Source organism: Nitrospirota bacterium, assembly GCA_030684575.1.
Lineage (GTDB): Bacteria > Nitrospirota > Nitrospiria > Nitrospirales > Nitrospiraceae > Palsa-1315.
On the sequence record JAUXVD010000016.1, the window covers coordinates 114,782 to 139,421 of the forward strand.

Annotated in this window: 23 protein-coding genes; 17 read left to right on the plus strand and 6 right to left on the minus strand. The window is 57.3% G+C overall.

Going from position 1 to position 24,640, the window contains the following annotated elements; genetic code table 11:
* Positions 1-16: 16 nt before the first annotated feature.
* Complete coding sequence (locus tag Q8N00_12320; GenBank protein ID MDP2383579.1) at positions 17-619, minus strand: GPR1/FUN34/YaaH family transporter; 603 nt, start codon at positions 617-619, stop codon at positions 17-19.
* Between the two features lie 108 nt (positions 620-727).
* On the minus strand, positions 728-1,342 hold the full coding sequence (locus Q8N00_12325; GenBank protein MDP2383580.1) for a pyridoxamine 5'-phosphate oxidase family protein: 615 nt from the start codon (positions 1,340-1,342) through the stop codon (positions 728-730).
* Positions 1,343-1,912: 570 nt separating this feature from the next.
* Here Q8N00_12325 and Q8N00_12330 point away from each other — a divergent pair.
* The 8 genes from Q8N00_12330 (at position 1,913) to Q8N00_12365 (ending at position 9,954) form a co-directional block, all read left to right on the plus strand.
* Positions 1,913-2,833 carry a hypothetical protein gene (locus Q8N00_12330; GenBank protein MDP2383581.1) on the plus strand — a complete coding sequence of 307 codons (921 nt, stop codon included), beginning with the start codon at positions 1,913-1,915 and terminating at the stop codon, positions 2,831-2,833.
* Positions 2,834-2,941: 108 nt separating this feature from the next.
* On the plus strand, positions 2,942-4,399 hold the full coding sequence (locus Q8N00_12335; GenBank protein MDP2383582.1) for a hypothetical protein: 1,458 nt from the start codon (positions 2,942-2,944) through the stop codon (positions 4,397-4,399).
* A gap of 42 nt (positions 4,400-4,441) precedes the next feature.
* Entirely contained in the window at positions 4,442-5,587 is a 1,146-nt protein-coding gene (locus tag Q8N00_12340; protein ID MDP2383583.1) for a hypothetical protein, read from the plus strand.
* Positions 5,588-5,655: 68 nt separating this feature from the next.
* Positions 5,656-6,804, plus strand: a complete 1,149-nt coding sequence (locus Q8N00_12345; protein MDP2383584.1) for a hypothetical protein — start codon at positions 5,656-5,658, stop codon at positions 6,802-6,804.
* Positions 6,805-6,887: 83 nt separating this feature from the next.
* Positions 6,888-7,388 carry a hypothetical protein gene (locus Q8N00_12350; GenBank protein ID MDP2383585.1) on the plus strand — a complete coding sequence of 167 codons (501 nt, stop codon included), beginning with the start codon at positions 6,888-6,890 and terminating at the stop codon, positions 7,386-7,388.
* Between the two features lie 73 nt (positions 7,389-7,461).
* Complete coding sequence (locus tag Q8N00_12355; protein ID MDP2383586.1) at positions 7,462-8,406, plus strand: hypothetical protein; 945 nt, start codon at positions 7,462-7,464, stop codon at positions 8,404-8,406.
* Between the two features lie 38 nt (positions 8,407-8,444).
* Complete coding sequence (locus tag Q8N00_12360) at positions 8,445-9,212, plus strand: hypothetical protein (GenBank protein ID MDP2383587.1); 768 nt, start codon at positions 8,445-8,447, stop codon at positions 9,210-9,212.
* 43 nt (positions 9,213-9,255) lie between these two features.
* On the plus strand, positions 9,256-9,954 hold the full coding sequence (locus tag Q8N00_12365) for a hypothetical protein (GenBank protein MDP2383588.1): 699 nt from the start codon (positions 9,256-9,258) through the stop codon (positions 9,952-9,954).
* A gap of 385 nt (positions 9,955-10,339) precedes the next feature.
* On the opposite strand, the gene Q8N00_12370 is transcribed toward Q8N00_12365, so the two are convergent.
* From Q8N00_12370 to Q8N00_12380, 3 genes are all read right to left on the minus strand, one after another.
* Positions 10,340-11,683: a sigma-54 dependent transcriptional regulator gene (locus Q8N00_12370; GenBank protein MDP2383589.1), complete on the minus strand. Its 1,344-nt coding sequence runs from the start codon at positions 11,681-11,683 to the stop codon at positions 10,340-10,342.
* An 18-nt stretch (positions 11,684-11,701) separates the two neighbouring features.
* Entirely contained in the window at positions 11,702-13,315 is a 1,614-nt protein-coding gene (locus Q8N00_12375) for an ATP-binding protein (protein ID MDP2383590.1), read from the minus strand.
* A 66-nt stretch (positions 13,316-13,381) separates the two neighbouring features.
* The gene (locus Q8N00_12380) at positions 13,382-14,431 is read right to left on the minus strand and encodes a hypothetical protein (protein ID MDP2383591.1); all 1,050 of its coding nucleotides are present in this window, start codon (positions 14,429-14,431) and stop codon (positions 13,382-13,384) included.
* A 219-nt stretch (positions 14,432-14,650) separates the two neighbouring features.
* Between Q8N00_12380 and Q8N00_12385 the strand changes: the two genes are divergently transcribed.
* The 9 genes from Q8N00_12385 to Q8N00_12425 all read left to right on the plus strand — a co-directional run bounded on the left by Q8N00_12385 (position 14,651) and on the right by Q8N00_12425 (position 22,631).
* Positions 14,651-15,826, plus strand: coding sequence for a substrate-binding domain-containing protein (locus Q8N00_12385; GenBank protein MDP2383592.1), 1,176 nt, complete (start codon positions 14,651-14,653; stop codon positions 15,824-15,826).
* Positions 15,823-16,665 (plus strand): molybdate ABC transporter substrate-binding protein, encoded by an 843-nt coding sequence (modA, locus tag Q8N00_12390; GenBank protein MDP2383593.1) that lies wholly within the window; start codon positions 15,823-15,825, stop codon positions 16,663-16,665. Before Q8N00_12385 ends, modA (Q8N00_12390) begins: the two co-directional genes overlap by 4 nt.
* A gap of 49 nt (positions 16,666-16,714) precedes the next feature.
* Positions 16,715-17,365, plus strand: a complete 651-nt coding sequence (locus tag Q8N00_12395; GenBank protein MDP2383594.1) for a hypothetical protein — start codon at positions 16,715-16,717, stop codon at positions 17,363-17,365.
* Positions 17,366-17,517: 152 nt separating this feature from the next.
* On the plus strand, positions 17,518-19,191 hold the full coding sequence (locus Q8N00_12400; protein MDP2383595.1) for a hypothetical protein: 1,674 nt from the start codon (positions 17,518-17,520) through the stop codon (positions 19,189-19,191).
* Positions 19,192-19,227: 36 nt separating this feature from the next.
* Positions 19,228-20,025 (plus strand): molybdate ABC transporter substrate-binding protein, encoded by a 798-nt coding sequence (gene modA / locus Q8N00_12405; GenBank protein MDP2383596.1) that lies wholly within the window; start codon positions 19,228-19,230, stop codon positions 20,023-20,025.
* Positions 20,003-20,332: a hypothetical protein gene (locus tag Q8N00_12410; GenBank protein ID MDP2383597.1), complete on the plus strand. Its 330-nt coding sequence runs from the start codon at positions 20,003-20,005 to the stop codon at positions 20,330-20,332. The genes modA (Q8N00_12405) and Q8N00_12410 overlap by 23 nt, the downstream gene beginning before the upstream one ends.
* A 13-nt stretch (positions 20,333-20,345) precedes the next feature.
* Positions 20,346-21,020, plus strand: coding sequence for a molybdate ABC transporter permease subunit (gene modB / locus Q8N00_12415; protein ID MDP2383598.1), 675 nt, complete (start codon positions 20,346-20,348; stop codon positions 21,018-21,020).
* On the plus strand, positions 21,005-22,099 hold the full coding sequence (locus Q8N00_12420) for an ABC transporter ATP-binding protein (GenBank protein MDP2383599.1): 1,095 nt from the start codon (positions 21,005-21,007) through the stop codon (positions 22,097-22,099). Before modB ends, Q8N00_12420 begins: the two co-directional genes overlap by 16 nt.
* 337 nt (positions 22,100-22,436) lie before the next feature.
* On the plus strand, positions 22,437-22,631 hold the full coding sequence (locus tag Q8N00_12425; protein ID MDP2383600.1) for a hypothetical protein: 195 nt from the start codon (positions 22,437-22,439) through the stop codon (positions 22,629-22,631).
* Positions 22,632-22,931: 300 nt separating this feature from the next.
* On the opposite strand, the gene Q8N00_12430 is transcribed toward Q8N00_12425, so the two are convergent.
* The gene (locus tag Q8N00_12430; GenBank protein MDP2383601.1) at positions 22,932-24,587 is read right to left on the minus strand and encodes a thiamine pyrophosphate-binding protein; all 1,656 of its coding nucleotides are present in this window, start codon (positions 24,585-24,587) and stop codon (positions 22,932-22,934) included.
* Positions 24,588-24,640: the final 53 nt, after the last annotated feature.

Genomic DNA, 24,640 nt, shown 5'->3' on the forward strand with positions numbered 1-24,640 from the left:
TTGGATACAGCGTCTGCTAGCGGTGCGATGGCGCAGGCCGATGATGCAAGAGCGCCGGCCCCAGCGGGAGCAGTGGGTGGCCGGTGAAGGCGGTCGTGAGGCTGGAGACCGCGTGATAAAACGCCATGAGTCCTACGAGGATGTGGAAGATGCCCGGGAGCATTTCAGATAGTAGATCCACGTGTGCGAGGAAGGTGGTGAAGAAGGTAATTGTAATGACGGCATGCAGGGCGCAGAGCGTCGTATTCCGATAGGCGGTGAGGTACACCATGATGGCAGAGAAAAAGAAATAGACCAGGGTGATCGGTGCATACAGCACCATGCTGAGATGAAAGGTGGTGCTCGCACTGACGAGTTTCGCCATGCAGACGGTGGTCCAGAAGAATCCGTACATGGTCAGGGCAGTGCCGCCGAGTTGCTCGTGATAACGGATGTCGGTCATGCCAGCCAGGATTTGCACGATGCCGCCGAAGATTAAGGCAATAACCAGCGTGCCAACTCGATCTTGGTCAGGAATTCCACCCAACTGCGCGACTCCCAGGGTGAGAGCACCGACCGCCAGCCCGAACAGGCCAATGGCTAAGACATCGATTCGTCGCGGGTGTAATTCGTCGGGCATGAGGACTCCTTGTTCATGTTCTTGTAGTGCTGTGACTGTCAAGACGTGGGAGCATGCAAGAGCAGGGGCAAAAAAACAAGGCCCATACAGGAGGGATGTGCGCTGGCGTTATAGCCGGGGAGCCGGTTTCGTTTTGAAGAAATCTCCGCCTTTCACGGATTCGTCGTCCGTGCCCCAGGCGATCTGTTTATCCTGTCGTTTCATGAGTGGCACATGTTTGGAACAGTGGATATAGGCTTCTTCGACGTCGATGATGATCCAGGCTTCAGGGCGGCGTCCTCCCTTCATTCGAGAGGCTTCGACCATGCCGGCTGGAAGATGGGGGAAGGTGGTGAGGTCATCGGGGCTGAAGACCCGAGCAGCTCCATTCACATGTAATCCCACCGTGCTCTGATAATAGTCGAGAAAGATCATCCCGATCTGCGGGTTTTCTAGAATATTACCCACGCTCGCCAGGACGCCGTTTCCCCGATATTCCGGATAGGCGACGGTCTTTTCATCGAGCACCTGGACGAATCCCGGTGTGCCGGCGCGGAAGGAGCAATCGCAATGGCCCGCCGCATCGGCAGTGGCGATGAAGACCATTTCCTGCCGGGCGATGAACTGCTGCATCAGGGGATTCAGATAGTCCAGCATCTGATTGGCATAAAACGATGCGGCGCGGGCATTGCTACCGAATCGTTGTTGCGCCTGCTGTTCTGCTGGCGAGGCTGGGCGTTTCATGGGCACACTCCTGGTCACAGATTGCCGATTGCCATGGCGTCTGGACCCATTGTCCATCACGAAAGACCCGTTTGTCGAATGCGTTACAGAGGATGCCGAACTGCGAAGGGGCTCAGGATGCCTTGTCGGTGTGCCAATCTCAGCTTGCACGAACGGCTACCAGTAACTTTCATAGCTGTCTCCTGAAGAACTCCGGTGTGACCTAAGAGTTATGAAGCATTTTTGTGACGGGAGCGGAAATCACCTAAAATTGTACAGGGCTCTCTGCCTCGCCAAGGCTACCAACGTAAGGCCAGAGGCCTCTGCCATTGCATCGCATGGGGCCAATCAGGTCACAGTGTCACCGGTCGCGACATCATTTCCTCCGCCAGATAATCAGCGGATTCACAATCAAACCCTGTGAGTTTGGCTGGCTCGGGGGTGGCATCTTGTTTGCTTACGTGAAATTGCGTCGGCCGCTAGGCCTAGCATCTCATATTGACGCGGAGCTCCAGCTCTTGGATACTATCGGCTCTTCTTGCCTCTAGCGTAGCGTGCCTCGAACCTGGGTTACAGGAAAGGAGCAACGTTATGACGCGAACCCCTCTTCGCTGCAATCCCGGCCCCTTCTTGGTTATCTTCATGCTGTTCGTCGCGTCAGCGCTTACTCACGCGGCTCAACCTAACTATGATCCGCCGCAACCCTCGGCAGAGTTCGGGACGCCGGAGGCCACGGCGAAGATCGCGGCGAAGGCCGAGTTTTTGGACGTCGTCGGCGTCAAGGTCGGCATGCCGCTCAAAGATGCGGTGGAGGCGGTGAAGGCGCACAACGCGAAACTCAAACTGGAACCCCAGTTCAAGTTTGAGTTTGAAGCGCTGCCCGGAGTCGTCATGACGCCGGTGATGGCCTCTACAAAAAATGTGAGCACGGCCTCCGATCCAGGGATTGAGTATTTCGGCCTCCACCTCACCTATGCGCCAAATGAGGTGTTTGTCTATGGCGTATGGCGCGATTTCTGGTTCGATAAGCCGGGGAGTCAGCCGCCGGTCGACACCATTTTGGCCGGCATGAGAAAGAAGTACGGTCCGGAGAGCGTGAGGGACGAGAGCACGCTTCTGCTCTGGGTCTTCGATGCCCAAAAGCAGCAAGTGATGGGAGCGAAGGCTAAGGAAATCTGGCAGAAATGCGGGAACCAGTGGATGGCGGGAGCGGACTACCCCCGAGGCAATATCTCGCAGCAGGTGACGAAAGGGTATTACAGCGTCAGCGACGGGAGGGACGAGCACGGCGGGATCTGCCATTCGCACTCGCTCGTACAGGCAAGATATGCGGCCGACACCCCGCGAGGAGCGTCGCAGCCGCTCATCATGAACGTGAAGGTCAGCGCCTATAATCGTCAATTGGAGGCGAGCGGCGTCACGGCCACGAATGTCCTCTTGACGCGCGAGGCCAACAAGTTAGCGGAGAAGCGGAAAGAGGAGGCCGGAAAGCGTGCCGGTCCGAAGTTCTGACGCATGGGCAAGGAGTAAGAGCTCGAACCAAGGAGAGTGATCAAGTAGACGGAGATTTCTACGACTCTTCATCGGACAGCACATTCACCGTTCACAAGGAGACTTGCTATGCGACCTCGTTGGCTCACGGCATGTATCGGTGTGGCGTCCATTTTCCTTGCCGAGTTCGGGACTCCCGTTACAGCCCCCGTCATCGCGGCGGACAATGCCGGTGGCGATATCATGCCCATCTGTACGATGCCCAAGTGTCTCAATCCTCGCGTCACCACCAAATCCGGTATCGGTACCGCCAATGCCACTGCAGAAGCCAAGGTCTCCCCCGAAGACGCCGCCAAATGGTGCGCCACGTACAAACCGATGGACAAACTGTGCGTGAAAGAACAAGTCCGATCCGGCTGGGTCGGCTTTAGGGGGCTCTATCGTGCCAGCGCGGACTGTGTGGCTGGACGCATGACTCCGATCGATGGCAACACCTACATCTATATAGGTGTGTGGGAAGACGGGCCAGGAAAGGGACGACCGAAATTTACCACGACGAATCGCCAATTCCCCCACACGAAATGGGATGAGACGGGGGTGGCGATCCATCCGTCAGGAGAAATTACAGGATGGGGTGGCGGGAGCCCCAATCTTGCGGCGCAGTGGGAAGTGCTGTGCGCCGGCGCTCCCGCGCCTGCGACGGCCGCTGCGAGCACGCCTCAGCCGGCGGCTCAGGCGCAGCCGGGCGTACAGATGCGGCCTAACGAACTCCAGCAATTTCCTACCGAAACGCAGCTCCAGACGGCCGACTTCGGGACGCCGGAAGCGACGGCGAAGATCGCGGCGAAGGCCGGATTCGTGGATGTCGTCGGGGTCAAGCTCGGCATGCCGCTCAAAGCCGCGCTAGATGCGCTAAGAGCTCATAACTCAAACTTTGTCATGGAACCCGTGACCATACCACCGTACGAGGCGCTACCCGGCGTGGCCATGAATCCGTTACTCACCTCCAAGAAAAACACGAACACGCCTTCGAGTCAGGAGAAGGAGTATGTCGGCTTACTCGTTACGATGGCGCCGAGCGAGCCCTTCGTCTGGGGCATGTGGCGTGAAGTATCGTACGAGAAGGAAGAGAGCCGGCCGACCATCGAAACCGTTCAGGCTGGACTCAGAAAGAAGTATGGTCAGGAGAGCGTGAAGGATGTCAGCAACAGACTCATTTGGATGTACGATGCCCAGGGGCAGCAAGTGATGAAAGCCAAGGCCGACGAGATCCTCACGAAATGCGTGTCTGTCTGGATGGTGGGCCTGGGCCAACAGGCGCAACTGCATGCGGGCTATTTCAATCGGCAGATCGTGGGAGGGTACTTCAATTCGAGTTACGGGAAAGACTCTTTCAACGGACTCTGCCAGTCATACTCGCTTGTGCAGGCTGAGTATACGGGCCGATCCGTGATGGTCAGTGCCTCCAATCGTCAGTTAGAGGTGAGCGGTGTGACAGCCTCGCATACGCTGTTGATGCGTGAGGCGACCAAGCTCGCGGACAAGCGGAAGGGAGACGCCGAGAAACGCGAGGTGCCAAAGTTCTGATGCACGCACATGAAGCCGGACTTTCAACGAAGGAGACCCATCATGAAGAAGAGGACCGTCCTGAAGGCCGCAGCATGGGCACTGATCATGCTGGTGTCTACCTGGGGAGCTCCAAGCGTCTCGACAGGAGAAGACTTTCTCGAGAAGCTGAAGAAGGCCGCTGAGCAGGCGGCACAACAACGGCAACGCCAGCAACAGCAGCAACAAACTGGTCAACCGCGCCAATCGCAAGCCCCACAACAGCAGCCTCAGGCTCAACAGTCCTCACAGAATAAGCAGCAACCGCGGGAGCAACCAGGAAGAAGTGTCAGCTCGTATCCCAACGAAAAACCACTACCTTCTCCGGACTTCGGCACTCCGGAAGGCACGGCGAAAATTGCCGCTAAAGCCGGGTTCCTGGATGTCGTGGGCATCAAGCTCGGCATACCGGTTAAGGAAGCTGTGGAAGCGTTGAAGGCGCACGACGCGAATTTCAAGGTGCAGCCTATTACTTTGCGTGAGTATGAGGCGCTGCCCGGCCTGGTCATGACCCCGATTCTCCTCGCACCGAACCCTGGTGGTCCTAGCGCCGTGAGCGGAGATGATTTCACCCTCTTCATCACCTATGCGCCGAACGAAGCGTTTCTTTGGGGCCTCTCACGCAATCTCGGGTTTGGCAGGGAAGACAGCCGGCCGACTGTCGACAATACATTGGCCGGATTGAGAAAAAAGTATGGTCCCGAAAGTGCTAAGCAAGTGGGTGCCAATCGGCTCATTTGGATCTACGATGTCCAAGGGCAACAGGTGATGGGCGCCAAGGCCATGGATATCTACAACCTGTGCTCTCAGACCTGGTCCGTGAAACTCGGAGGAGATGCCGCCGGCGGCAATCGTCCCGACCACAACAGTCAGTTCTCCAACTCGTACTTCGATCAACAATTGAAAGGCACGTACTACTATGGAACGGGTGGCTATGGCTCCCCGGGCGGGGTTTGTCACGCGCATTCGGTGTTGGACGTCTACTATACACATGCCACTCCGGCAGGTTCGACGGCGGATTTGATGAGTAGCATGACCATGGGCGCCTTCAATCGACAATTAGAGGGGAGCGGCATCACGGCAGCGCATACTCACTTGATGGCTGCGGTGGATAAATTGAATGAGAAACGAGGAGAGGAAGAAGGAAAGCGCGGCGGGATGAAGTTCTGAGGCAACGCCACTATCCAGAGGCAAGGCTGTCCGATGATAGGCGGCGAAACCGCGAAGGGAAGTGTGACATGAAGCAAATCTTCAAAGTGACGCTCGTATTTGCGTCGATCTTGACGGCCGCGTTCTCGACGGATGCGATGGCCGCCAGAAAACAGAGCCCCACCGATCAACTCAGCCAGGCACTCAAGCAGGCCGGGCTTAAGGAAGTGGAAAATGAAGTCGTGCGTCAACTCGGTCAGGCCATCGAGGTCGGGGCGCCGTTGCGGCTCGATCACCGCACCGCCTTTCCGCCGACGACCGTCCCCATCGACAACTTCCATCCCAAGAAGCTGGAGTTCACTCCAGAAACCATGAACCAGCCGCTCGAGCCCGGCGACTACACGCTCGATGTAATCGGACATTGTACGAGGTGGTCGTTGCACTACCCTGGCCGTGGTCTGGCATACAAGTTGGCCCGCCTGCAGGGACGGCAGGCCGAGGTGATCAGCGAGCTGTACCATCGCGGAACGCAGCAGGGTATACCGCCTTTTGGGCTCCACGCGATGGCTTGGCGTATCCAAGGCGGCGTGCCGCTCAAACATTGGAGGTCTCGTGAGCAAGAGCTGGTCCATCAGCTTATTCCGGAATACGAGAGTTCATTGCAAGGGGATTATCTGGAGCAAATCCGAGAGATATACAGCAAGGCGGCTACGTTGGGGAAACTGCCCCGCTATGAAACCATGCTGAGCCGGATGGGCCCCGTTGGGGAGACTGTGATCGAGCTGCAACGAGCTCGAAAGATCCTCGCCAATAAGACGCTGGCTGCAGAGCGGATGCCTGAACTCCTCTACGGTCGCCCAAGAGATGGATTGCCGCGAACGCTCACCGGCGGACCGAATGATCCCCCTTCGTCCTGGTCCGAAATCGCGCCCGGTGTATTCGCCCGGCTGACGATCATACGGGGAAACCTCGGTCGAAATGTGCTGGATCTCCGGGTCGCGCCACAGGACCGCATCACCCCGGTGTCCCATCATCCCAGAAACACGTTCGCCATCTTGCCTGTGGCACTGATGGCTCAAATGTCACCGGAGAGATCGTGGACTTTCGAGGATTTGATGAAATATATCAGCGGACTGATCGGGTATCCAGAAGGGCGCCCCGCTCAGGCCTTGATTCTCGCGCCCAAAGTTTTCTGCACGGGGATAAACGATTGTGGCTTCATCGGCATCCGCGGATGACGACGAAATTAAGGCATGCAGTTTTGGGGGAGCCGTAGGTACCACGGTACAGGTGAGTTGAAAGGTAGGACTGGGATCTTAATATGATGGCTTTCCGATCTCTCGCATTGATTGTAGCGATTGGCATGGTGGGTGTCTTCCCGAGTGCTGGGGTTGCGCAGAGTGATGAAGGTACCGCGCGTGCCGAGATCGCCAAGTGGGCCGGGAGTGACGACACCGATGCGTTTCTACGTCAGCCTGCGGTGCGTGCGGAACTGCAGAAGCTCCTTGGTCCGGAGTTGAAACATCTCCTGCACAACCTGAACGTGAGAGGCTCGGTGGAGCTGATCGGCTGGACCCTGACAGTCAGCGGCAACGCGCCGCACCAGGGCACCGAGGAAGAAGCGATCATGTGCGTCGTGCCAGGCACCAGTATGGTGGAGGCTGCCATCTTATCGGCGGGCACCGTCACGGTCTACACGCGCGCGGAACAATACGAGTACACAAACCGATGCATCAAGGATTGGATCACGCTCGCCAATTCCGGCCATGCCGATAGAATGCAACAGCCGGCGAATGTGCGAGTGGTCCCACCCGCACGTTGAAGCTCGCCGTACGAGTAGGGAAGGACAAGTGACTGACATTTCAGCGCGGTTCACCTTTTACCGGGAGACTATTATGCCTCTGAGGATTTCAGTAGTGGGTGCGGCAATTGTCGGTGTTGCGTTGGTTCTTGGATGGATGCAGCCGGCTTCGGCTGCCGATCAATTCCAATCGGGCGCCGATTTGCTGGGCACGCCGCCGCCTCAGCCGTCCGGGCCTCCGCCGAACACCGGCACGCCGGAGGAGACGGCGAAGCTCGCCACCGCAGCCGGTAAGTATGACATCGCCGGAATGAAGCTCGGCATGCCGCTCAAGGAAGCCATGCAGACGCTCAAGGCGCACAATCCCAAGCTGCAGATGAAAAAGGACACGATTAAATATGATGTGCTGGGTGGCGAACTGCTCTACGGCCTCACGTTCACGAGCCCGGAGGAACGGTTTATCTTCCAATTGACCATGCCGCCCAATCCCATTGTCGTCTCCAAACTCGCCCGCACCCTGACCTTCACAAAGGAGACGGCGCCGACCCAGCAGGCGCTCGTCGAAGGTTTGATCAAGAAATACGGCCAGCCCAGTTATGACAATGGTCCCAATCAATTTAACGATACCAATCTCCGTATCATCAACTGGCTGGACGATGCCGATGGCAGCCGGATGAAAGATGAGACCGGTCAGCTATGCACGACAAGTAACTCGTTTACGGGCATACCGTATCGTTCGGCCGACGCTGCGCAAATACAACCGTCTGGAGTGGCGATGCTCCTCGAGTCGCGTTTTTCCATCGGCCAGGGAGATGTCTGTGAGACACGCCGGATGGTCCAGGCCAGGCTCCAGCGATGCTGCCAGCGCCAGAACATCTTGGCGGGGCCGGATCTCGTCGGGGCGCTCGTCGTGCTCATGGGCGATGGCCCGCTGGACGAACAAGCCACCGGGGCGACGCATCAGTTGTTGGTCAATGCCGTCAAGGCGAAGGATGCGAAAGAAAAAGAAGGTGCACAGAAAAATAAGCCCAAACTCTAAGCGAGGCGTCCTCGATCGATTTCATGGACAAGGAGGTGATGGTGAATATTGTGATTCTAGCGCTCGCGTGGTTGCTCTTTCTGGGTGGCGGCGTTGGGAATGCGGCAGAACCGAAACTGCCCGATACCTTGGGCATCGCCCTCGGTATGCCGGTCAAAGATGCGGTGCAACGGATGAAGGAGCTCGGCCTGGCGATCCACGCGGCTGAGACGAACCCTTCGAATATTCTGGAGAAGCCGCTGTTGCATGAACTCGCTGGCAGCAAGGCCATGATGGGAAGCATGTCGGGAGAATCGTTGAGGGTCAGTATCGCGACGCCGCCTCATTCGCAGGTGGTGTGGCAGGTCTTCCGGACCTCGCAATTTCCTGAACAGGCGCGCCCTGCCAGCGCCACCATCCTGACATCGTTACGGGAAAAGTATGGCCCAGAAATCTGGAAGGAACTGGATGGAGCCGGTCACCCACGGGTGGTCCGCTGGCTGTTCGACGAACAGGGCCGCGCGTTGACTGGAGAAGCCAATGCGATGCTCGCCCGGGGCTGTAACTCCTACAGTCCGAACAACGGGACGTTCAATACACCAGCGGGACAGCGTGATCCCTGCTACGGGATCGTGCATCTCGAAGCGAAGATCAACGCGTTGTCCAAGCCTGGAGTCGCGGATACGCTGGAGATCAAGCTGATGCATGGGCCTCTCGCTAGGACGTTCTTCCCCGCGACAGAAGCCTGGATTCAAGAACAGCAAGCCAAGGCGGCTAACCGGGAAGTGGAAAAGGCGAAGCAGCAGGGGGTGAAGCCCGCTTTGTGATAGTGAGACGTGCTGCTGTTCGACCATTGGGGAGGGCCTGTTTATGCGCTGGTGGATCGTGTTCATGTTCCTGCTGATTCCCATGCCTCCGTCTGTTCAGGCGGATCAGCCGCAGGTCGATATTGTGAAGATGCCAGCCCAAGTCGGGACGCGGTACTTTGACCCGAAGCGGCCGCCACGCGAAAGGCCGCCGCTGGAGGGGCCTGAGGAAGCAGTTTGCGCGGGCGATTTTCTCTCTGATGCTTCGGTCGGTGCGCAGGCGATGCAGACGGATGCGACGCATGCGAAGGGGACGGTCAACCGGATCAAAGTGACGCTGCAGCTCAATATGACGATCTGGCTGCCGAACAATCCGCAGAAGTGGACCGTGGAACACGAAGAGGGGCACCGCCAGATTTCGGAATATTACTATCAACACGCCGAACCGATCGCCCGCCGCGTCGCGGAGTCATACCTCGGCAAAACCTTCGATATCAGCGGCAGGGACTTGCGCCGGGCCTTGAGTGCCGCGGTGGGAAAGATCTCAGAGGAAATTACCAACGAATACAACCGTCAAATGCCAATCGAGACGACCCAGGCTCGCTACGACGAGATTACCGAGCACAGTCGTAAGGACATTCCGGTGCCGGATGCCGTCGCGCAGGCTCTGAAGGAAACCTATCCGGGCCAGTCCTGGGCTACCCCAGCTATGGCACCCCCCTCGGTAACCATACCAGAACCACGCGCTGTGCCAAAGTTCTAAGCCGACGATTGGGTTGCTCACCCGTGCTTCCTTATAAAGGAGGCGGTCATGACTGTCACCAGGATATTTGCCGCGATGCTTTGCGTAGCCCTGCTCTGGACATCCGGAGCAGGGGCACAGAAGTGAAACCGCTGTGGTCCGCGCGATTACTTCATTGCTCGCTCAGACTGCCCCAGCGCTGCAGCACATGCCGGCAAACACATGGTGCATGCTTGTAAATTGTGGACCAGCGAGGCCGTGCCGACTCGGTTGGTTCGCAGGCTCGAAGACAAGACCTGCTCGATGAAGGCAGTTGGTCAGCCTCCGCGCTTCATGATCGAGACATATTTTCAATCCTTCGGAGATTCAGGCCGGCATCCGCCGATGCGTCCAAGCCGGATGCATCTTAGGTGCCCATGTCGTACTTTTTTAGCTTGGCGAGGAGGGTCTTGTAATCGATGTGAAGGGTCTTGGCCGCCTGGGTCTTGTTGCCGGCGCTGGCTTCGAGGACGCGTTGGATATGGAGGCGTTCGATCTCGTCCAGGGATAAGTGCAATTGATCTCCCGACTGCAGCCTGTTTCTGGTTTTCGGCAACAGCGCGAGCACGTCTTCTTGACCGATTGGGCCCGTTCCCTGGCTCATCAGCACGATACCCTCAATCACATTGCGGAGCTCACGTATGTTGCCGGGCCAACTGTAGGTAGTCAGCGTCTGTATGGCCTCTGGCGAGAGTGTCCGTGTCGTAGTTCCCGGGATGCGCAGTGTCGAGAGGATGTGCTCGGCAAGTTGTGGTAGATCCTCCTTCCGTTCGCGGAGTGGAGGGACGCGGAGCGTGACGGTGTTGATGCGGTAGAGCAGGTCGTCCCGGAATCGGCCTTGGTGCACGAGTTCCTGGATGTCCTGGTTCGTGGCTCCGACCACACGGACATTGGCCTGGAGCGTACGAGTACTGCCGACGGGGCGGTATTCGCCACGATCTAGGAAGCGTAACAGGCTCACTTGCATCGGGCCGGGCATCTCGCCCAGTTCATCCAAAAAGAGTGTGCCTCCTTCGGCGGCGGCAATGAGCCCTGGCTTTGCCGCGTTCGCGCCGGTAAACGAGCCTTTTTCATGGCCGAAGAGTTCGCTCTCCAACAGGTCACGGCTGACGGCGCCGCAGTTGATGGCGATGAAGGGTCCGCTGGCGCGCCGACTCAAGTCGTGGAGTAGCCGCGCCGCGATTTCTTTGCCCGACCCGGTTTCTCCCTGAATGAGCACGGTTGCGTTGGATGGAGCCACCTGCGCGATCTGGGACTTGAGCTTCTGCCAGGCCTGGCTCGGCCCTTCGATGATGACATCGCGTGTGAAGCCTCCATGGCGGGCAGCCAGGTTCTCTTTGCGTAGAGTGCGTACGGTCTTCAGCCTGGCCAATGCGGCGTTGACTGCTGCGGCGTCGAAGGGCGTGTCCTTGACTAAGAAATCCCAGGCCCCCTGTTTGATCGCCTCAACTGCGTCTTTGACGTCGCCATGGCCGGTCAGCATGAGGACATCCACGTCGGACTGATGCTCGCGGACCCACGTCAAGACCGCTCGACCGTCGAGGCCCGGCATACGGAGGTCGGTGATGACGCAGTCGAAGGTATTGTTCTGGAGCGCCTCGATACCGGCTGTCCCATGGGTGACGGCGGTCACCTCACAGCCTTCCTCTCGGAGTGCCTTCTCCAGTACCAACCGAACGTATTCTTCGTCGTCGATGATGAGTATGTGCATGGGTTTAACTCTCAGCCATCAGCTGTCAGCCGTCAGTGTATGGACTTTTTCCAGTGGCAAAGCCGAGCGCTGAAGGCTGACAGCTTCTTGGCCATTCGGAAATGCGAGAAAAAATGTACTGCCTGTGCCGGGTGATGATTCGGCCCAGGCACGGCCCCCATGTTTCTCCATGACCATTTTCACAATGGCCAGACCGACGCCGGTGCCTTCATACTCCTGGGCATGGTGTGACCGTTCGAAGAGACCGAAGAGTTTCTCTGTCTGGTCGATGTCGAAGCCGATGCCATTGTCCTGTATCCAGAGCCTATGCTCGGTCGTCGTCTGTTCTCCCCCGATGCGGATAGTCGGAGCTGGAGCATGGCGAGAGAACTTGATGGCATTGTCGAGGAGATTGACCAGGGCCTGCCGGATGCTGACCGGCTCGCCATACAAGTCGGTGAAGGAAAGATTGACGGTGATCTGAGGTGATATGCCGGCGAGTTGGTTTTGTCGGTCGATGAGTAGGCTGTTGATCATCTCCCGTACGTTGAAGCGAGTGCGCGGGAGGTCTTGCTGCTCCAAACGTGAATATTTGAGCAGGGCATCGATCATGTGTGTGAGGCGGAGGGCGGATCGACGGATCACGTCGATGTGGTGTTGGACTTGTGGGTCGGGTGTGTCTTGAAAACGCTTCTCCAAGAGCGAGGAGAAACCTTCGATTTCGCGGAGAGGCCCTTTGAGATCGTGGGCAATAGAATAAGTGAAGGCTTCAAGTTCCTTGGTCTTGCGTGTCAGGGCTGTGCCTCGCTCGCGAAGATTCGCCAACATGGCTGTTAGGGAGTTTGCCAGGATGCCGACCTCATCCCGCGTGGGCCAGGACTCGAATTGCGCCGTGAGGTCGTGGTGGGCGACGCGATCTGCCGTGGCGGCTAAGCGTTTGAGAGGGTTGGCCACGAGCTGCTTCATCATGAGGTAGATCGTCAGGACGAGAAGCCCGAGCAGGCCGACGACACTGATGAGAATGAGCCGTGCCTGCTCGACGAGACGATCCCCCTCGACTTTCATCTCCGCATCGATTTTGCGGTGAATTCCAATGAGCGAGGCGATCGCATCTTCGGCCTTAGCCGCGGTCTGCGTATAGAGGGGCTCTGAGACCGACAGGCTCTTTGTGCTCTGGCGGCTGGCGGTCTCGATGTCTTCCCGTTGAGCACGGAGGGCGCTCATACCGTCGGCGATGGCGACGATCGTGCGGCTTTCTTCGTCGGCCAGGTCTCCGCGCCCATGTTGTTGCAACATGCCATATAAGACGGGATGGGTGCGGGCGGCATGGGTGGCTTGGTAGGTATCCAATGCCGTGAGTATTCGGTGTTCGATGGTGGCGATAGCCGCGAGGCTGCCGATTCGGTCCGCAGCCTCTTGATGTTCAAGGAGATGGTGCATGCGGGTCTGCATGTCGAAGAGGTTGCGGCGCATTTCCGATGCCGTGACGACGCCCGGGATCGTGATCCGCTGATGCCGGTCGACGTAACTGTTCACGCGGGAGAGATAGACGAGGGTCGCGGAGAAGCTGCCGATCAATACGATCACGATCAGGCCAAAGGAAAGGGCAAGTTTTTGGCTGATGGACAGGCGACTGAGCCAACTGGCAGGCATGACGCAGCCTAGCACAGCGCGAGTAGCCACTCCAAGTAACGGCCGTTGGTGCCCCCGTTCTTGATCTTATCGCATGACGATTTTTCCGCTCTTATCCCAGAACCAGAAGACGGACAGATTCGGATAGATGGCGTTGATGGCGTTCTGGCCTGCCACCGTAAACTGGCAACCGACGGCAACCAGCCAGTTTTGCGAAAAGTTCCATTGCAGCGCCGGTTCCACGCCGACAATCGTAAAGCCATTTTTCTGCCCTGCGTTGACCGCATGTCCATCTGCGCGCCAGGTAAGTCCGTGTAGGGTGCTGACTTCGATGTTGTAGCCGAATCCGTTCTTGTCATCCAGGATGTGTTCGAAGATCAGTCGTGTATTGACGATGTCGCCCGTATAGGTGTTTCGGCCACCGCTCTCTCCTGGCGCAGCATAGGTGTAGAACAGGGCGGCGCTGATGCGAATCGGTTCGAAGTTTTTTCGCGTCATCAGGCCTTGCGTGAGTCCATATTCCCCGAATCGCGTACTAGGCAGTCGTCCGAGCGGCGAGAACCCCCCTGGTGGCTTCTCTGCATCGGTCCAACGGCTGGTGGGGAGTACGACTTGCGTGTAATGGGTCACGGAAGGGCGCCAGCCTCCAGGATCTTGAATGATGGGTCGGTATTTCACGATGAGAGAGGTGTCCCCGAAGCCAGTTGAATTCGTCTTCTGCCCATTCTGGTTTGCCCAGAATGAATTCATGGAAATGGCGGCGCCTAGTTCGATGTGATTGGTCAGTCCATAGGCCGTATTGATGGAAGGTGATACTTGATAGAGATGCACTGGCCCGTTGTTGCTGTCGGTCGGACCACTCAGGCGATTCCCGAAGCTGCTCTCTCCGATTTGTGAGAATAGGAATTCGCGGATAGAGAGTTGCCCCTTCGGTTGCGTATCGACAGCCTGGAGGAGAACTGGTCCGTGAGAGAGGGGATTCCAGCTCTGGCGGTATTTTTTGATCTCCTCATCTGTCGGGACCCAATCCAGCGCGAACGACTGAAAGGGAGTAGCCGCCGACGTCAGGACGAAGAGCGCGAGGAGGCGCAGGAGAGTTTTCCGGCAATGATGTCGCTGGGTAGATGTGAGCCGCATTTTAATTCCTATTATTCCGGTCGTGATTGAAATGAAATGTATAAACTAAGTGAATCTAAATTGTCAACAATTAAGGTGTTTCATTGCCTCCATTGATGGCATGGTCGTACATGCGGAGGACTGATCAGCGCATATGCATTTGGCAAGGTATTACTATAGATTAAAATGATGTCATGTATACTTGCTATCAGTAAGTATACATGCTATCAGTCGCATACTATGACCCAGGCACATCGCGCGGAATCGATCGAACATTTCCAGAATCATCTGAGAGCTATTCGTGTCTCCAATGGCTTTTCGCAGGGTGAACTTGCCGGAAAATCTGGGATCACCAGGCAGGCTGTGTCCGCAATTGAATCGAATCTCTATCTGCCCACTACGGCGGTTGCGCTTCGACTGGCAGCTGCGTTGGGCTGCCGCGTGGAAGATCTCTTCAGTCTTGCGGAGGCGCAGGAGGTCATTGAAGGGAAACTGATCGGCCATCTTCCCCAGCGTGATGAGAAGACCCCGTCGACTCGTGTGAAGGTGGCCAGGGTGGGAACTCGCATCATCGTACGACCGGTCACGGGAGTGGGGGAAGTGCTGTCGTATAGTGTGCCGGCTGACGGGTATGCGGTCGATGTAAAGGGTCAGATGTCGGGCGCCATGGTGCGGGTGAATTTGTCGCGCGATCGTCAGGCAATCGAACAGGAGATTTCTGTCGCCGGGTGCGATCCCGCGATTTCTCTCGCTGGCGCGCATTTGCGGCAGGGGAAGGACCTCACCTCCGTCGTAGGCTGGACCATGGGGAGCATGGCGGCGCTGCGGGCCTTGCAACAGGGCGAGGTGCATGTCGCGGGGCTACACATCTTAGATCCGAAGACCGGCGAATCAAATCTGCCCTACCTCCGGCGTGTGCTGAAAGGCTCGCACTACGATGTCGTTACGTTTGCCACCTGGGAGGAAGGCTTCCTCGTTCGCTCTGGAAATCCCAAGTCCATCCGCGCCGCATCGGACTTGGCGGACGCTCAGATTCTCCTCGTGAATCGCGAAGAGGGGGCCGGGGCCAGGCTCTTGCTCGATCAACGGCTACGTGTAGCGGGGATCGATCCAACTCAAGTACGCGGGTACGACAAGACGGTGTCGTCTCACTTCGAAGTCGCCAGGGCCATCGCCAGTCATCAGGCGGACGTCGGGGTCGGGATCCGGTCCGCGGCGCAACTCTTCGGTCTCGATTTTGTGCCTCTGCAAGCGGCTCGCTACGACCTCGTCGTTCCGAAGGCATACCTCACGTCTCATCCCACGCTGGCCCATCTGTTTGAGACCATCACGAGCCGGCCATTCAGGAACGAAATTGAAGCGCTGGGTGGATACGACACGCGCGAAACCGGGAAACTACGTGCACTTCGATCATGAGTGAGCCTCACTTCACGGAGATGGTGATGCGCCTGTGCCGGCTCTTGTTGTCTTGGATGCTGTTCACCATCGGCTTGCCAACCGCGGCCTGGTCGATGGAATCGCTGGTCATTGCTGCCTCGCCCGGTCTGGCCGCTCCCCTGGAAGCCTTGGGGCGCGCGTTTGAAGCCTCCCACACAAATGTGAAGGTGCGGCTCTATTTCGCATCGGGCCTGGACCTGCGGCGCACGATCGCCGCGATGGAGAATCACCCCACTGGACAATATTTCATCGGCACGGGCCCCATTCATATCGTCGCGCCAGGCGGGGATGAGGTGATCACCCGATTGGCGCAAAAGTATTACGTGCTGCCCGAATCACGCCGTCCCTACGCGACCGTGTCCTTGGTATTGGTGGTGCCGGAATCACTCGTCGACGCGCCTAACTCGTTTGAGGCCCTGGCTCAGGATTCTTTGATTCGAGTGGCCGTCGCAGATCCGAAGCTGACCGTAGTCGGGGAAAAGACGCAGGAACTGTTCAAGGCATTGGGTATGGCAGAGGCCCTCAAGGATCGGTTGGATATCGCCACGGATGCCCGTGCCGTGTTTGATCATGTGTTACAGGGGCAGGCCGACGTGGGGATTATGTTCGGCCCGGATGCTTATGTACAGCGCGAGCGAGTCCGCGTGGTGGCCATCGCGCCTGAGCAGGCCGTCCGTCCGGTTGTCCATTCTCTGGCGATGGAACGGTACTGTCCCAATCGTCCGCTGTGTGAGGAATTTCTTGCATTTTCCCAATCCCAGGAAGCGCAAAATATTCTTATAGGATTGGGGTATGGATTGCCGGGACCGGGACAATAACGGGGCGATATTTGTCTTCAGGAGTCATCGGACAGGCGGGAGGTTGGTGATGTTGGACGTGAAGGTGAGGAGGCTGTCGGCCACAGTGATGTTTGCCGCTCTGCTGCTGGAGCTTGGTCCGGGCTGTGCGCGGATTCCTTACGTCACGACGATGGTCTATGAGGATCAACGGGTATCCGTCGCGCTGCAACGGGAAGTCGAGGGGGCAGGATATACGCATCCAATTCAGCTCATTCCTCAGCAGGTCGAAGCCCTCCTTCGTGGGTTTTCCCTTCGTGAGGAACAGCGACTGCCGCTCCGGTGGTTTGCTGAAGAGGCGCCGCCGAAGAAGCTGTTCAGGGAAGATGAGTTGTCGGTATTGGCGCCGCAGTTGGCCGATGCGTTGCGGAAAGTCGGGCCGGAAGAGCGGGTCTACTTTAAGCTCTTTGCGCCGGGCATGAACCAGCGGTACCAACGTGATGTGACCGGCGGATGGGTTGCCGTTCGAGGGCCACTGCTGCAGTTGACTGTCGATTACTTTCATGTTCAGCAGCCGGTCTCCAAATCGGATCCCTACGATGCCAACTATCCGACGCCCTGGACCCCGGAGAAGCGCTACCTCCTCTACTTTGAGCCGGGACGTTTCTATCGTATGGATCTCCATAGCGACCGGCGCGGAGTGGAGTTTCGAGAATTTCTGAAGACCTCCGCATCGCCGTAATCGCTCAGTTGCACGGTATTCGTTCGCGTCGCGCATTTTGACATCATGATGTATTCGTGGAGAGAGATATGAAGGGTCGTGGTCTGTGGCAGGCGGCTATATGCATGTGGAGATCATCCGTTCAGACAATTCTTGAGTCGGAACGGGAAAGGATGATCGGATTTGCACTGTGCCTGGTCTGCGTCGCCTGGGTTGCTCCACAATCTGTGTCAGCTGCTGATGCGGGAACATTGGTGGAGAAGGACGGGAAATATGTTTTTGTCGAGAGCATGGATCCGGCGACCAAACTGCTGTTAGAGCGTGCTGTGAAACAGGGCACGATTACCAGGGAAGAATACGATGCGGTCGCAAGAGAGTCTCAGGAGCGTGCCTATCTGCTCCAGCCGAGTTTTAGGGCCTGGTACGATCGCGGCTTTAACTTTTCCATGAACGACAATGCGTTTCTCTTGAAAATGCGGTTTCGCACACAGGTTCGTTTTACCCAGCGTGCGCGCAATGAGGCCTATCGGAATCCCGGAGATGCCAAGAATTTTCCTGAATTGCTGGGTGTGTTCGGAGACTACCGGGCGAACCGGTCAGAGGACAGTGCGTCAAGCTTTAATCTGCGGCGCGTCCGGATGTACTTCATGGGGCATCTGTTCAATCCGGACTTCAAATACTTTGTTCAGCTACGCGCGGAGACCGCAGAAAATGCGCAGGCGCCCGGGTCGCTCGCGTTACTGGATATGAACTTTACCTCAACCCATATTCCCTGGCTCAACGCGCAGTTCGGTCAGTACAAGATGTATTTCAACCGCTCTCAGATCAACTCGACCGCCTCGATGCAATTCGCGGAGCGGGCCTTAGTGCAGGATGCCTTTACGGCCAGTGGACTGGATCGCCGCGATATCGGACTGACGATCATGAACGATGAAGAATTGTTTCCCGTGAACTATTATTTCGGTGTCTTCAACGGGGCCGGACCGAGCTTCAACCGGTTGGGATCGTTTCAGAGCGAGCAACCGACGGAGGACTGTCCGGGCGGGGCCACCAGCGGAAATCCGTTTCCTTCGCCGGCCGGATGTCCGGCCAGCCAGCGAAACTTAAACGCCAACGTCCGTTTGAATGTGGATAAATTGATGTATGTCGGTCGTCTCATGTGGAATATCATGGGTCGGCCAGGTTATGGCGAGGGGGATTTGGCCTATTCCGAATCGCCACAGCTCGCCGTCGGCGGAGGGTATGCGTTCAATCCCGCCATCAATACCAGTTCGAATAGCGGATATGTGGGAATCGATCTGGCGAACCTGAATTTTCGTCGACAGTTAGCGGCTTTTGGCAATGCTCGGCAGCTCGGATTAGGCCTCGTGGACTATTCGACCTGGGCGACGGACGCGGTCTTCAAGTACCGGGGCTTCTCGTTGCAGGGGGAGTTTTATTTCAAGAATGTGATCCGCCATGATAAGGGGTTGCCCTGCATGAATGGGACCTGCACGGTCACGGCGCCTGGGCAGTTCGGCAATACCCTCGGCTGGTATGTGCAATCCGGCTATTACCTGATTCCGAGGAAGTTGGAATTGGCCGGGCGGTTTGCCTACTGGGATCCTGACACCCACTCGGCGGACGATCTGGTGAAGCAGGTGGATATCTCGCTCAACTGGTTCTTGAACGGGACCTACGATAATCAGATTGTGGTCACCTACAGCAATATCCAGATGGGGACGGGCGGCTATGCGATCGGCCGGAGTGCGCCGTTGCCGCCGGGGTCCGGGACGGTCCCGCTCGATTTGCGAGGAGGGACTTTGATCGAAAACCTGATCCGGATCCAGTATCAGTTGTATTTCTGAATAAGGCGCAGCCTTGCTGCGGGAGGGATGATGACAGTGAGTCCTAAAAGATCGTTCATCGCGTATAGCCTGATTTCTGGTGTATTACTCGGAGTGCTCGCGTTGTCTCTGGGATTTCCCACTGCGGGCTTCAGTGAAGAGGTGAGAATTGCGGCTGCCTCAGACTTGAATTTTGCCTTCAAAGAAATCGTGGCTGAATTCGAAAAGACGACCGGCAGCCATGTGAAGCTGACGCTCGGATCCTCGGGCAATTTCTACGCGCAGATTCAACACGGCGCGCCGTTCGATCTGTATTTTTCCGCCGACATCGGCTATCCCAAGAAGCTGGAAGAGGCAGGCCTTGTTGTGCCGGGATCGCTCTATCCCTATGCGGTCGGGCGGATTGTCTTATGGGCCGGCAAGGGATCGCCGCTCGATCTCTCCAAGGGGCTGGATGTTTTGCGCGACCCGACGATCAAGAAGATCGCCATCGCTAATCCCAAACATGCTCCCTATGGCAGAGCGGCAGTGGCGGCGATGGAGCAGTACAAGGTTTATGATCAGGTTAAAGACAAACTGATTTTGGGAGAGAATATTTCGCAAGCGGCACAATTCATTGAATCCGGCGCTTGCGACATTGGGATTATCGCGCTGTCCCTGGCACTTGCGCCGACGATGCAAACGCGAGGGACCTACTGGGAGGTTCCGGCAGTGGTGCATCCACCGCTGGAACAAGGCGCCGTGATTTTGAAGCAGTCCAAACATCCAGAAACCGCGCGACAATTTCTTGAATTCATGAAGGGCCCTCAGGGACAGGAGATCATGAAGCGTTATGGGTTTACGGTACCTGGTTAAGCCATGGACGAAGGTCATCTGGTTGGCCCTGCTCATGGCCAGCGTCGGCTGTTCTCAAGCGGTCCTGCTGACCCACGAAACGGAGCAGGGCGGCGTGGTGACCTACCTGTTTAAGGAAGATCGAGGCGGCCCGATGGGATCACCGCATCGCAGGGACGCGGTGAAGCTCATCGAGAAGAAATGTCCCTTGGGATACGCCGCTCTCAAAGATGGGGAAGTGCAGGGATACGGCAGCATATCTAGTGTCGAAGGCGCAGAAGGGGACGTCAGAGGTCGGCGTTGGGGAATTCAGTTTCGATGCAAGTAAGGGGTGAGGTTCGATGAACTGGACGGCGATCTGGGTCACGTTTAAATTGGCGAGTCTGACGTCCGGCATCTTGCTGGTGGTCGGATTACCCATCGCCTATTGGCTGACCTTTTCAAAATGGCGCTGGAAGTTCATTGTTGAGTCGGTGGTCGCGCTGCCGCTCGTGCTCCCTCCGACGGTGCTGGGTTTTTATATTCTGGTCGCGATCGGTCCACAGAGCCCGGTCGGTCGATTCTATAGCGACCTGGTCGGGCACCCGCTTCCTTTTACCTTCGAAGGTCTACTCCTCGCGTCGATTCTCTACAGTTTGCCCTTTGCCGTACAGCCGTTCGCTGCAGCCTTTGAGCAAGTCGATCTTCGGCTGATCGAAGCTTCCTGGACGTTGGGTGTGTCCAAAGTCGAAACCTTTTTTAAGCTCATCGTACCCCTGTCCATGGCGGGTCTCGTGACCGGTGCGGTGTTGAGTTTCGCTCACACATTGGGAGAGTTCGGCGTTGTGCTGATGGTGGGAGGCAACATTGAGGGTGAAACGCGAACGGTCTCGATCGATATTTACGATGAAGTGCAAGCGCTCAATTATGCCGGGGCTGCCAAAACGGCGTTGTTGTTGCTCGTGGTTTCTTATGGGGTATTGCTGCTGGTCTATGCGATGAATCGAAAGGTATGGGCAGCATGGCCTCAGAAATGACCATCGACATGACCAAAACATTTTCTGGTCGCGCGCCTATTCAGGCCCGTCTCCGCTATGAGGTCGAGGCGTCCACCGTCTTGATCCTGTTTGGTCCATCCGGGTCAGGCAAGACGACCATCCTCCGGTCCGTTGCGGGACTTGAATGGCCGGAAGACGGAAGAATCCAGTTCCTCTCGCGGACTTGGTTAGATACGAAGTCGGGTATCAGGGTCTCGCCTCAAGATAGACAGATCGGGTACATGCCGCAAGATTATGCGCTCTTTCCCACCTACTCTGTGGCGGGAAACATTGCCTATGGATTGGGAGCATTAGCGTCCCAGGACCGGAACAAGCGAGTGGCGGAGGTGGTGGAACTGTTCCAATTGCAGGGGCTTGAAGCCGCAAAGCCGCGAGAATTGTCCGGTGGCCAACAGCAACGGGTGGCGCTGGCTAGAGCCGTCGCGCCGAGGCCGCAACTACTTTTGCTCGACGAGCCCTTGTCGGCTTTGGATGCGCCGACCCGACTGCAACTGAGAGGGGAACTCAGAAGCCTGTTGAAACAATTGGCGCTGCCCTCGATCATTGTGACCCACGACTGGTCGGAGGCGCTCACGTTGGGCGATGTGATGGCGGTCATGGGTCAGGGGCTGATCCATCAAGTCGGGAAGCCACATGAGGTATTCAGTCGTCCGGCCAATGCAGAGGTGGCGCGCATCGTCGGTGTGGAGACGGTGGTGCAAGGTGTGGTGATCGAACAGGCGGACGGGTTAGCCGCGGTGGCGGTCAACGGAACGAGGCTGAAAGGTCTGAGCCGTGATGCCATCGGAGCATCCGTCTATGTCTGTATTCGGGCCGAAGATGTGGTGGTCGAGCCGGCGGGGAGCGGGATGACCAGTGCCAGGAACCATCTCCTGGGGCGGGTGACCGACATTGTTCCGCAAGGCGTGATGGTACAGGTCACGATCGACTGTGGATTTTCCCTCATGGCAACCATCACGCGCGGGGCGGTAGAAGATTTGTGCCTGGCGCCTGGCGCCTCCGTCATTGCGGCGATCAAGGCTGGTGCCGTGCATCTTGTTCCACGATCGCTTGCCTGAGCAGGATGGTGAAGAAATGGGTGGGATGGTTTGGACGATCTTCCCGCTCTCACAGCGTGGGTAGCCTCAGCGTGAGTGTCAGTTCTGCCCTTCACGCGATGACTGTCGGTGCGTGTCAGTTGCCACGCCGGCAAGGCGATCAGTATAATCGCCCGGTGGTCGCGTTGATCAGTGCAGGTTGTGCCGCACGGACCTCACTCTTATATAGGGCTCACGACAATCGCAGGGTTGCCTGTGTGGGAGCGGGGGTTATTCGAAGAACATCGATCATCTCGGTGGAGCCGGTAGCGATACGTTCTGAAAAATTGAAGTGACCTCGTAACGAAGGAGTGGCCTTGTGCAATATTGGGTAAAAATTGTGTTTGTCGACAATCAGGAGTTACTGGTGAAGGATGCGATTCGTCATACCATCAGTGACGATATGGAAGTGTTAGAGGTCGATTCAGCGAAGGAAGTGCTCATCATTCCCATGAAGCAGATCAAGTATCTTGCCTGTGACGCCACGGTGTTTGCGACGAAGAAGCCCGGCTGAAAAGTCGTATTCTCCGCTGTAGGGTTAGGCGATCCCTCACGTACCTGACCCAAGATATCGCGGACCGCTTCATTCCACTCTCCCAGCCAATGCCGGGCACCCCAGCTCTACATAGAGAGAGTGAAGCACCGCCCGATGGGATGACTCGGCCATAACGCGCCACTTCTCGCTCCAGCCGATCGACGTTGGACTGTTCTAGGCAGTGCCGTGACGACATCGTTTTGGTAGAAACCTGACATTCGGTTCTCCGATGTGCGTGGCGTCTGCCGATCACGCAAAGTTATCTGGAATGCCCTGTTGTTATGGGCAGTCGGTGGAGAGTCGTTTGGCGAGGCGATGGGCCAGTCTGATCATGCCTGCTGAGCGATCGGCTGGACTGAGGAGTACATTCAGGACATACAGCTGGCGGGAGTCTGCTAAGGCAGTGGTGAGCCCTCGCTCGAATTCACCTTGGGTTGTGATCCTCGTACCGACTCCGCCTCCGACCATGTCGCAGATTCGTTCGTAGTGCCATTCGTGGACATCGTTAAAGGGGCCTTCGAGAATCTCCCGTTCAGTGGAGTATCCACGATTGTTCAATACAATGACGATTGGCGTGTGACCATATCGCACGGCAGTGGACAGCTCCGTTCCCGTCATTTGAAAGGCGCCGTCTCCGACTAACACGATTGGTCGAAGCGTGGGATCGGCAAATGACGCGCCTACGGCTGCCGGAACAGCAAATCCCATGGAGGTGTAATAGGCGGGCGAGAGAAACTCGAATCGCCGGTGGACATGGAGATCGGCCGCAGCAAAGAGCGATTCTCCGACATCGGCGATCACGAGGGTTTTTTCATCCAGTACACTATCCAGGTAACGGAAGAGTCCATGTAACGACACGGGGGCATCCGGCGCAATGGCGCCTTGTGTCACAGCGGGCGGCATAGGTAGGGAACGAGCCGGAAATGAAGGAAGGGGATTGCTCACCAGGGCTCGCACAAAATCTTGAAACCGGATTGCATCGTAGCGATGGTGTTTGATGGCCACCCGATCGGCGGTCGCATGAATGGTGCGGCCTTCTGTCAGCAAGGGTGAATCGGCATTGAGATCCTCAACGTCGGATAAGATCGATCCCAGGATCAGGAGACAGTCTGATCCATTGATGTACTGCTGGACTTCGTCACGCGCAATCAGACCCCCGTACACGCCGACGTAGAGTGGGTGGTCTTCACGAATAACGGATTTTCCCAACAGAGTCGAGGCGATGGGGACATTGAGCCGCTCGACCAGCCGGGTCAGTTCGTCCTGCAGGCCGAAGCGTCCGATTTCCGCGCCAGCCAAGATCGCAGGGCGCTTAGCCAAGGCCAACATGGCACGGACTTCGGCGAGGGCTTCGTCCAGTGCGGCGGCGTTGCTTGGTTCGTCGTCGAGGCAGAGAGGGCGTAGCGGAGCCGGCAGCCTTGCATGGACGAGGTCGCGAGGGATTTCGATATAGATGGGGCGGCGATAGCGTAGTAGGGCCGCGAAGGCCCGGTCCATCTCTCGTTCGGCGGTTGCCGGGTCGTCCAGGGAGACGGCAGCCACCGTGATTTTCTCGAAGACCTCTCGTTGAGTCGAGAAATCCCGCACCATGTGGTGCATGTAGGGGGTGCGAACCCGCTCTGACAGTCCCGGCGATCCGGTGAGCAGCACGACCGGCGACCGTTCCGCATAGGCGCAGGCGATCGCGTTCACGCAATTCAGCCCTCCGACGCAATAGGTGACGCAGACGGCTCCGATGCCGTTGATGCGGGCATAGGCGTCGGCGGCAAACCCTGCGCAATCTTCGCGGGTCGTGCCGATGTGGCGGATCGGTGAGGCTTCGATTAATTGGTAGAGGCTCAGGACATAATCGCCGGGGATTCCAAAGATATGCTGGACACCCAGCTGATGGAGCCGGTCAATCACGGCGGAGCCGATGGTCGGTATTCGTGTCATCGTGGGGCTTCCCGGTTCATACAGGGGGAAAAGCTGTGTGTAACGCACATCTG

What these genes read in the sequence shown, in the direction of transcription:
- Q8N00_12320 (MDP2383579.1), bottom strand. Translation starts at nt 619, where the DNA reads ATGCCCGACGAATTACACCCGCGACGAATCGATGTCTTAGCCATTGGC.
- Q8N00_12325 (MDP2383580.1), bottom strand. Translation starts at nt 1,342, where the DNA reads ATGAAACGCCCAGCCTCGCCAGCAGAACAGCAGGCGCAACAACGATTC.
- Q8N00_12330 (MDP2383581.1), top strand. Translation starts at nt 1,913, where the DNA reads ATGACGCGAACCCCTCTTCGCTGCAATCCCGGCCCCTTCTTGGTTATC.
- Q8N00_12335 (MDP2383582.1), top strand. Translation starts at nt 2,942, where the DNA reads ATGCGACCTCGTTGGCTCACGGCATGTATCGGTGTGGCGTCCATTTTC.
- Q8N00_12340 (MDP2383583.1), top strand. Translation starts at nt 4,442, where the DNA reads ATGAAGAAGAGGACCGTCCTGAAGGCCGCAGCATGGGCACTGATCATG.
- Q8N00_12345 (MDP2383584.1), top strand. Translation starts at nt 5,656, where the DNA reads ATGAAGCAAATCTTCAAAGTGACGCTCGTATTTGCGTCGATCTTGACG.
- Q8N00_12350 (MDP2383585.1), top strand. Translation starts at nt 6,888, where the DNA reads ATGATGGCTTTCCGATCTCTCGCATTGATTGTAGCGATTGGCATGGTG.
- Q8N00_12355 (MDP2383586.1), top strand. Translation starts at nt 7,462, where the DNA reads ATGCCTCTGAGGATTTCAGTAGTGGGTGCGGCAATTGTCGGTGTTGCG.
- Q8N00_12360 (MDP2383587.1), top strand. Translation starts at nt 8,445, where the DNA reads ATGGTGAATATTGTGATTCTAGCGCTCGCGTGGTTGCTCTTTCTGGGT.
- Q8N00_12365 (MDP2383588.1), top strand. Translation starts at nt 9,256, where the DNA reads ATGCGCTGGTGGATCGTGTTCATGTTCCTGCTGATTCCCATGCCTCCG.
- Q8N00_12370 (MDP2383589.1), bottom strand. Translation starts at nt 11,683, where the DNA reads ATGCACATACTCATCATCGACGACGAAGAATACGTTCGGTTGGTACTG.
- Q8N00_12375 (MDP2383590.1), bottom strand. Translation starts at nt 13,315, where the DNA reads ATGCCTGCCAGTTGGCTCAGTCGCCTGTCCATCAGCCAAAAACTTGCC.
- Q8N00_12380 (MDP2383591.1), bottom strand. Translation starts at nt 14,431, where the DNA reads ATGCGGCTCACATCTACCCAGCGACATCATTGCCGGAAAACTCTCCTG.
- Q8N00_12385 (MDP2383592.1), top strand. Translation starts at nt 14,651, where the DNA reads ATGACCCAGGCACATCGCGCGGAATCGATCGAACATTTCCAGAATCAT.
- modA (MDP2383593.1), top strand. Translation starts at nt 15,823, where the DNA reads ATGAGTGAGCCTCACTTCACGGAGATGGTGATGCGCCTGTGCCGGCTC.
- Q8N00_12395 (MDP2383594.1), top strand. Translation starts at nt 16,715, where the DNA reads ATGTTGGACGTGAAGGTGAGGAGGCTGTCGGCCACAGTGATGTTTGCC.
- Q8N00_12400 (MDP2383595.1), top strand. Translation starts at nt 17,518, where the DNA reads ATGATCGGATTTGCACTGTGCCTGGTCTGCGTCGCCTGGGTTGCTCCA.
- Q8N00_12410 (MDP2383597.1), top strand. Translation starts at nt 20,003, where the DNA reads ATGGGTTTACGGTACCTGGTTAAGCCATGGACGAAGGTCATCTGGTTG.
- modB (MDP2383598.1), top strand. Translation starts at nt 20,346, where the DNA reads ATGAACTGGACGGCGATCTGGGTCACGTTTAAATTGGCGAGTCTGACG.
- Q8N00_12420 (MDP2383599.1), top strand. Translation starts at nt 21,005, where the DNA reads ATGGCCTCAGAAATGACCATCGACATGACCAAAACATTTTCTGGTCGC.
- Q8N00_12430 (MDP2383601.1), bottom strand. Translation starts at nt 24,587, where the DNA reads ATGACACGAATACCGACCATCGGCTCCGCCGTGATTGACCGGCTCCAT.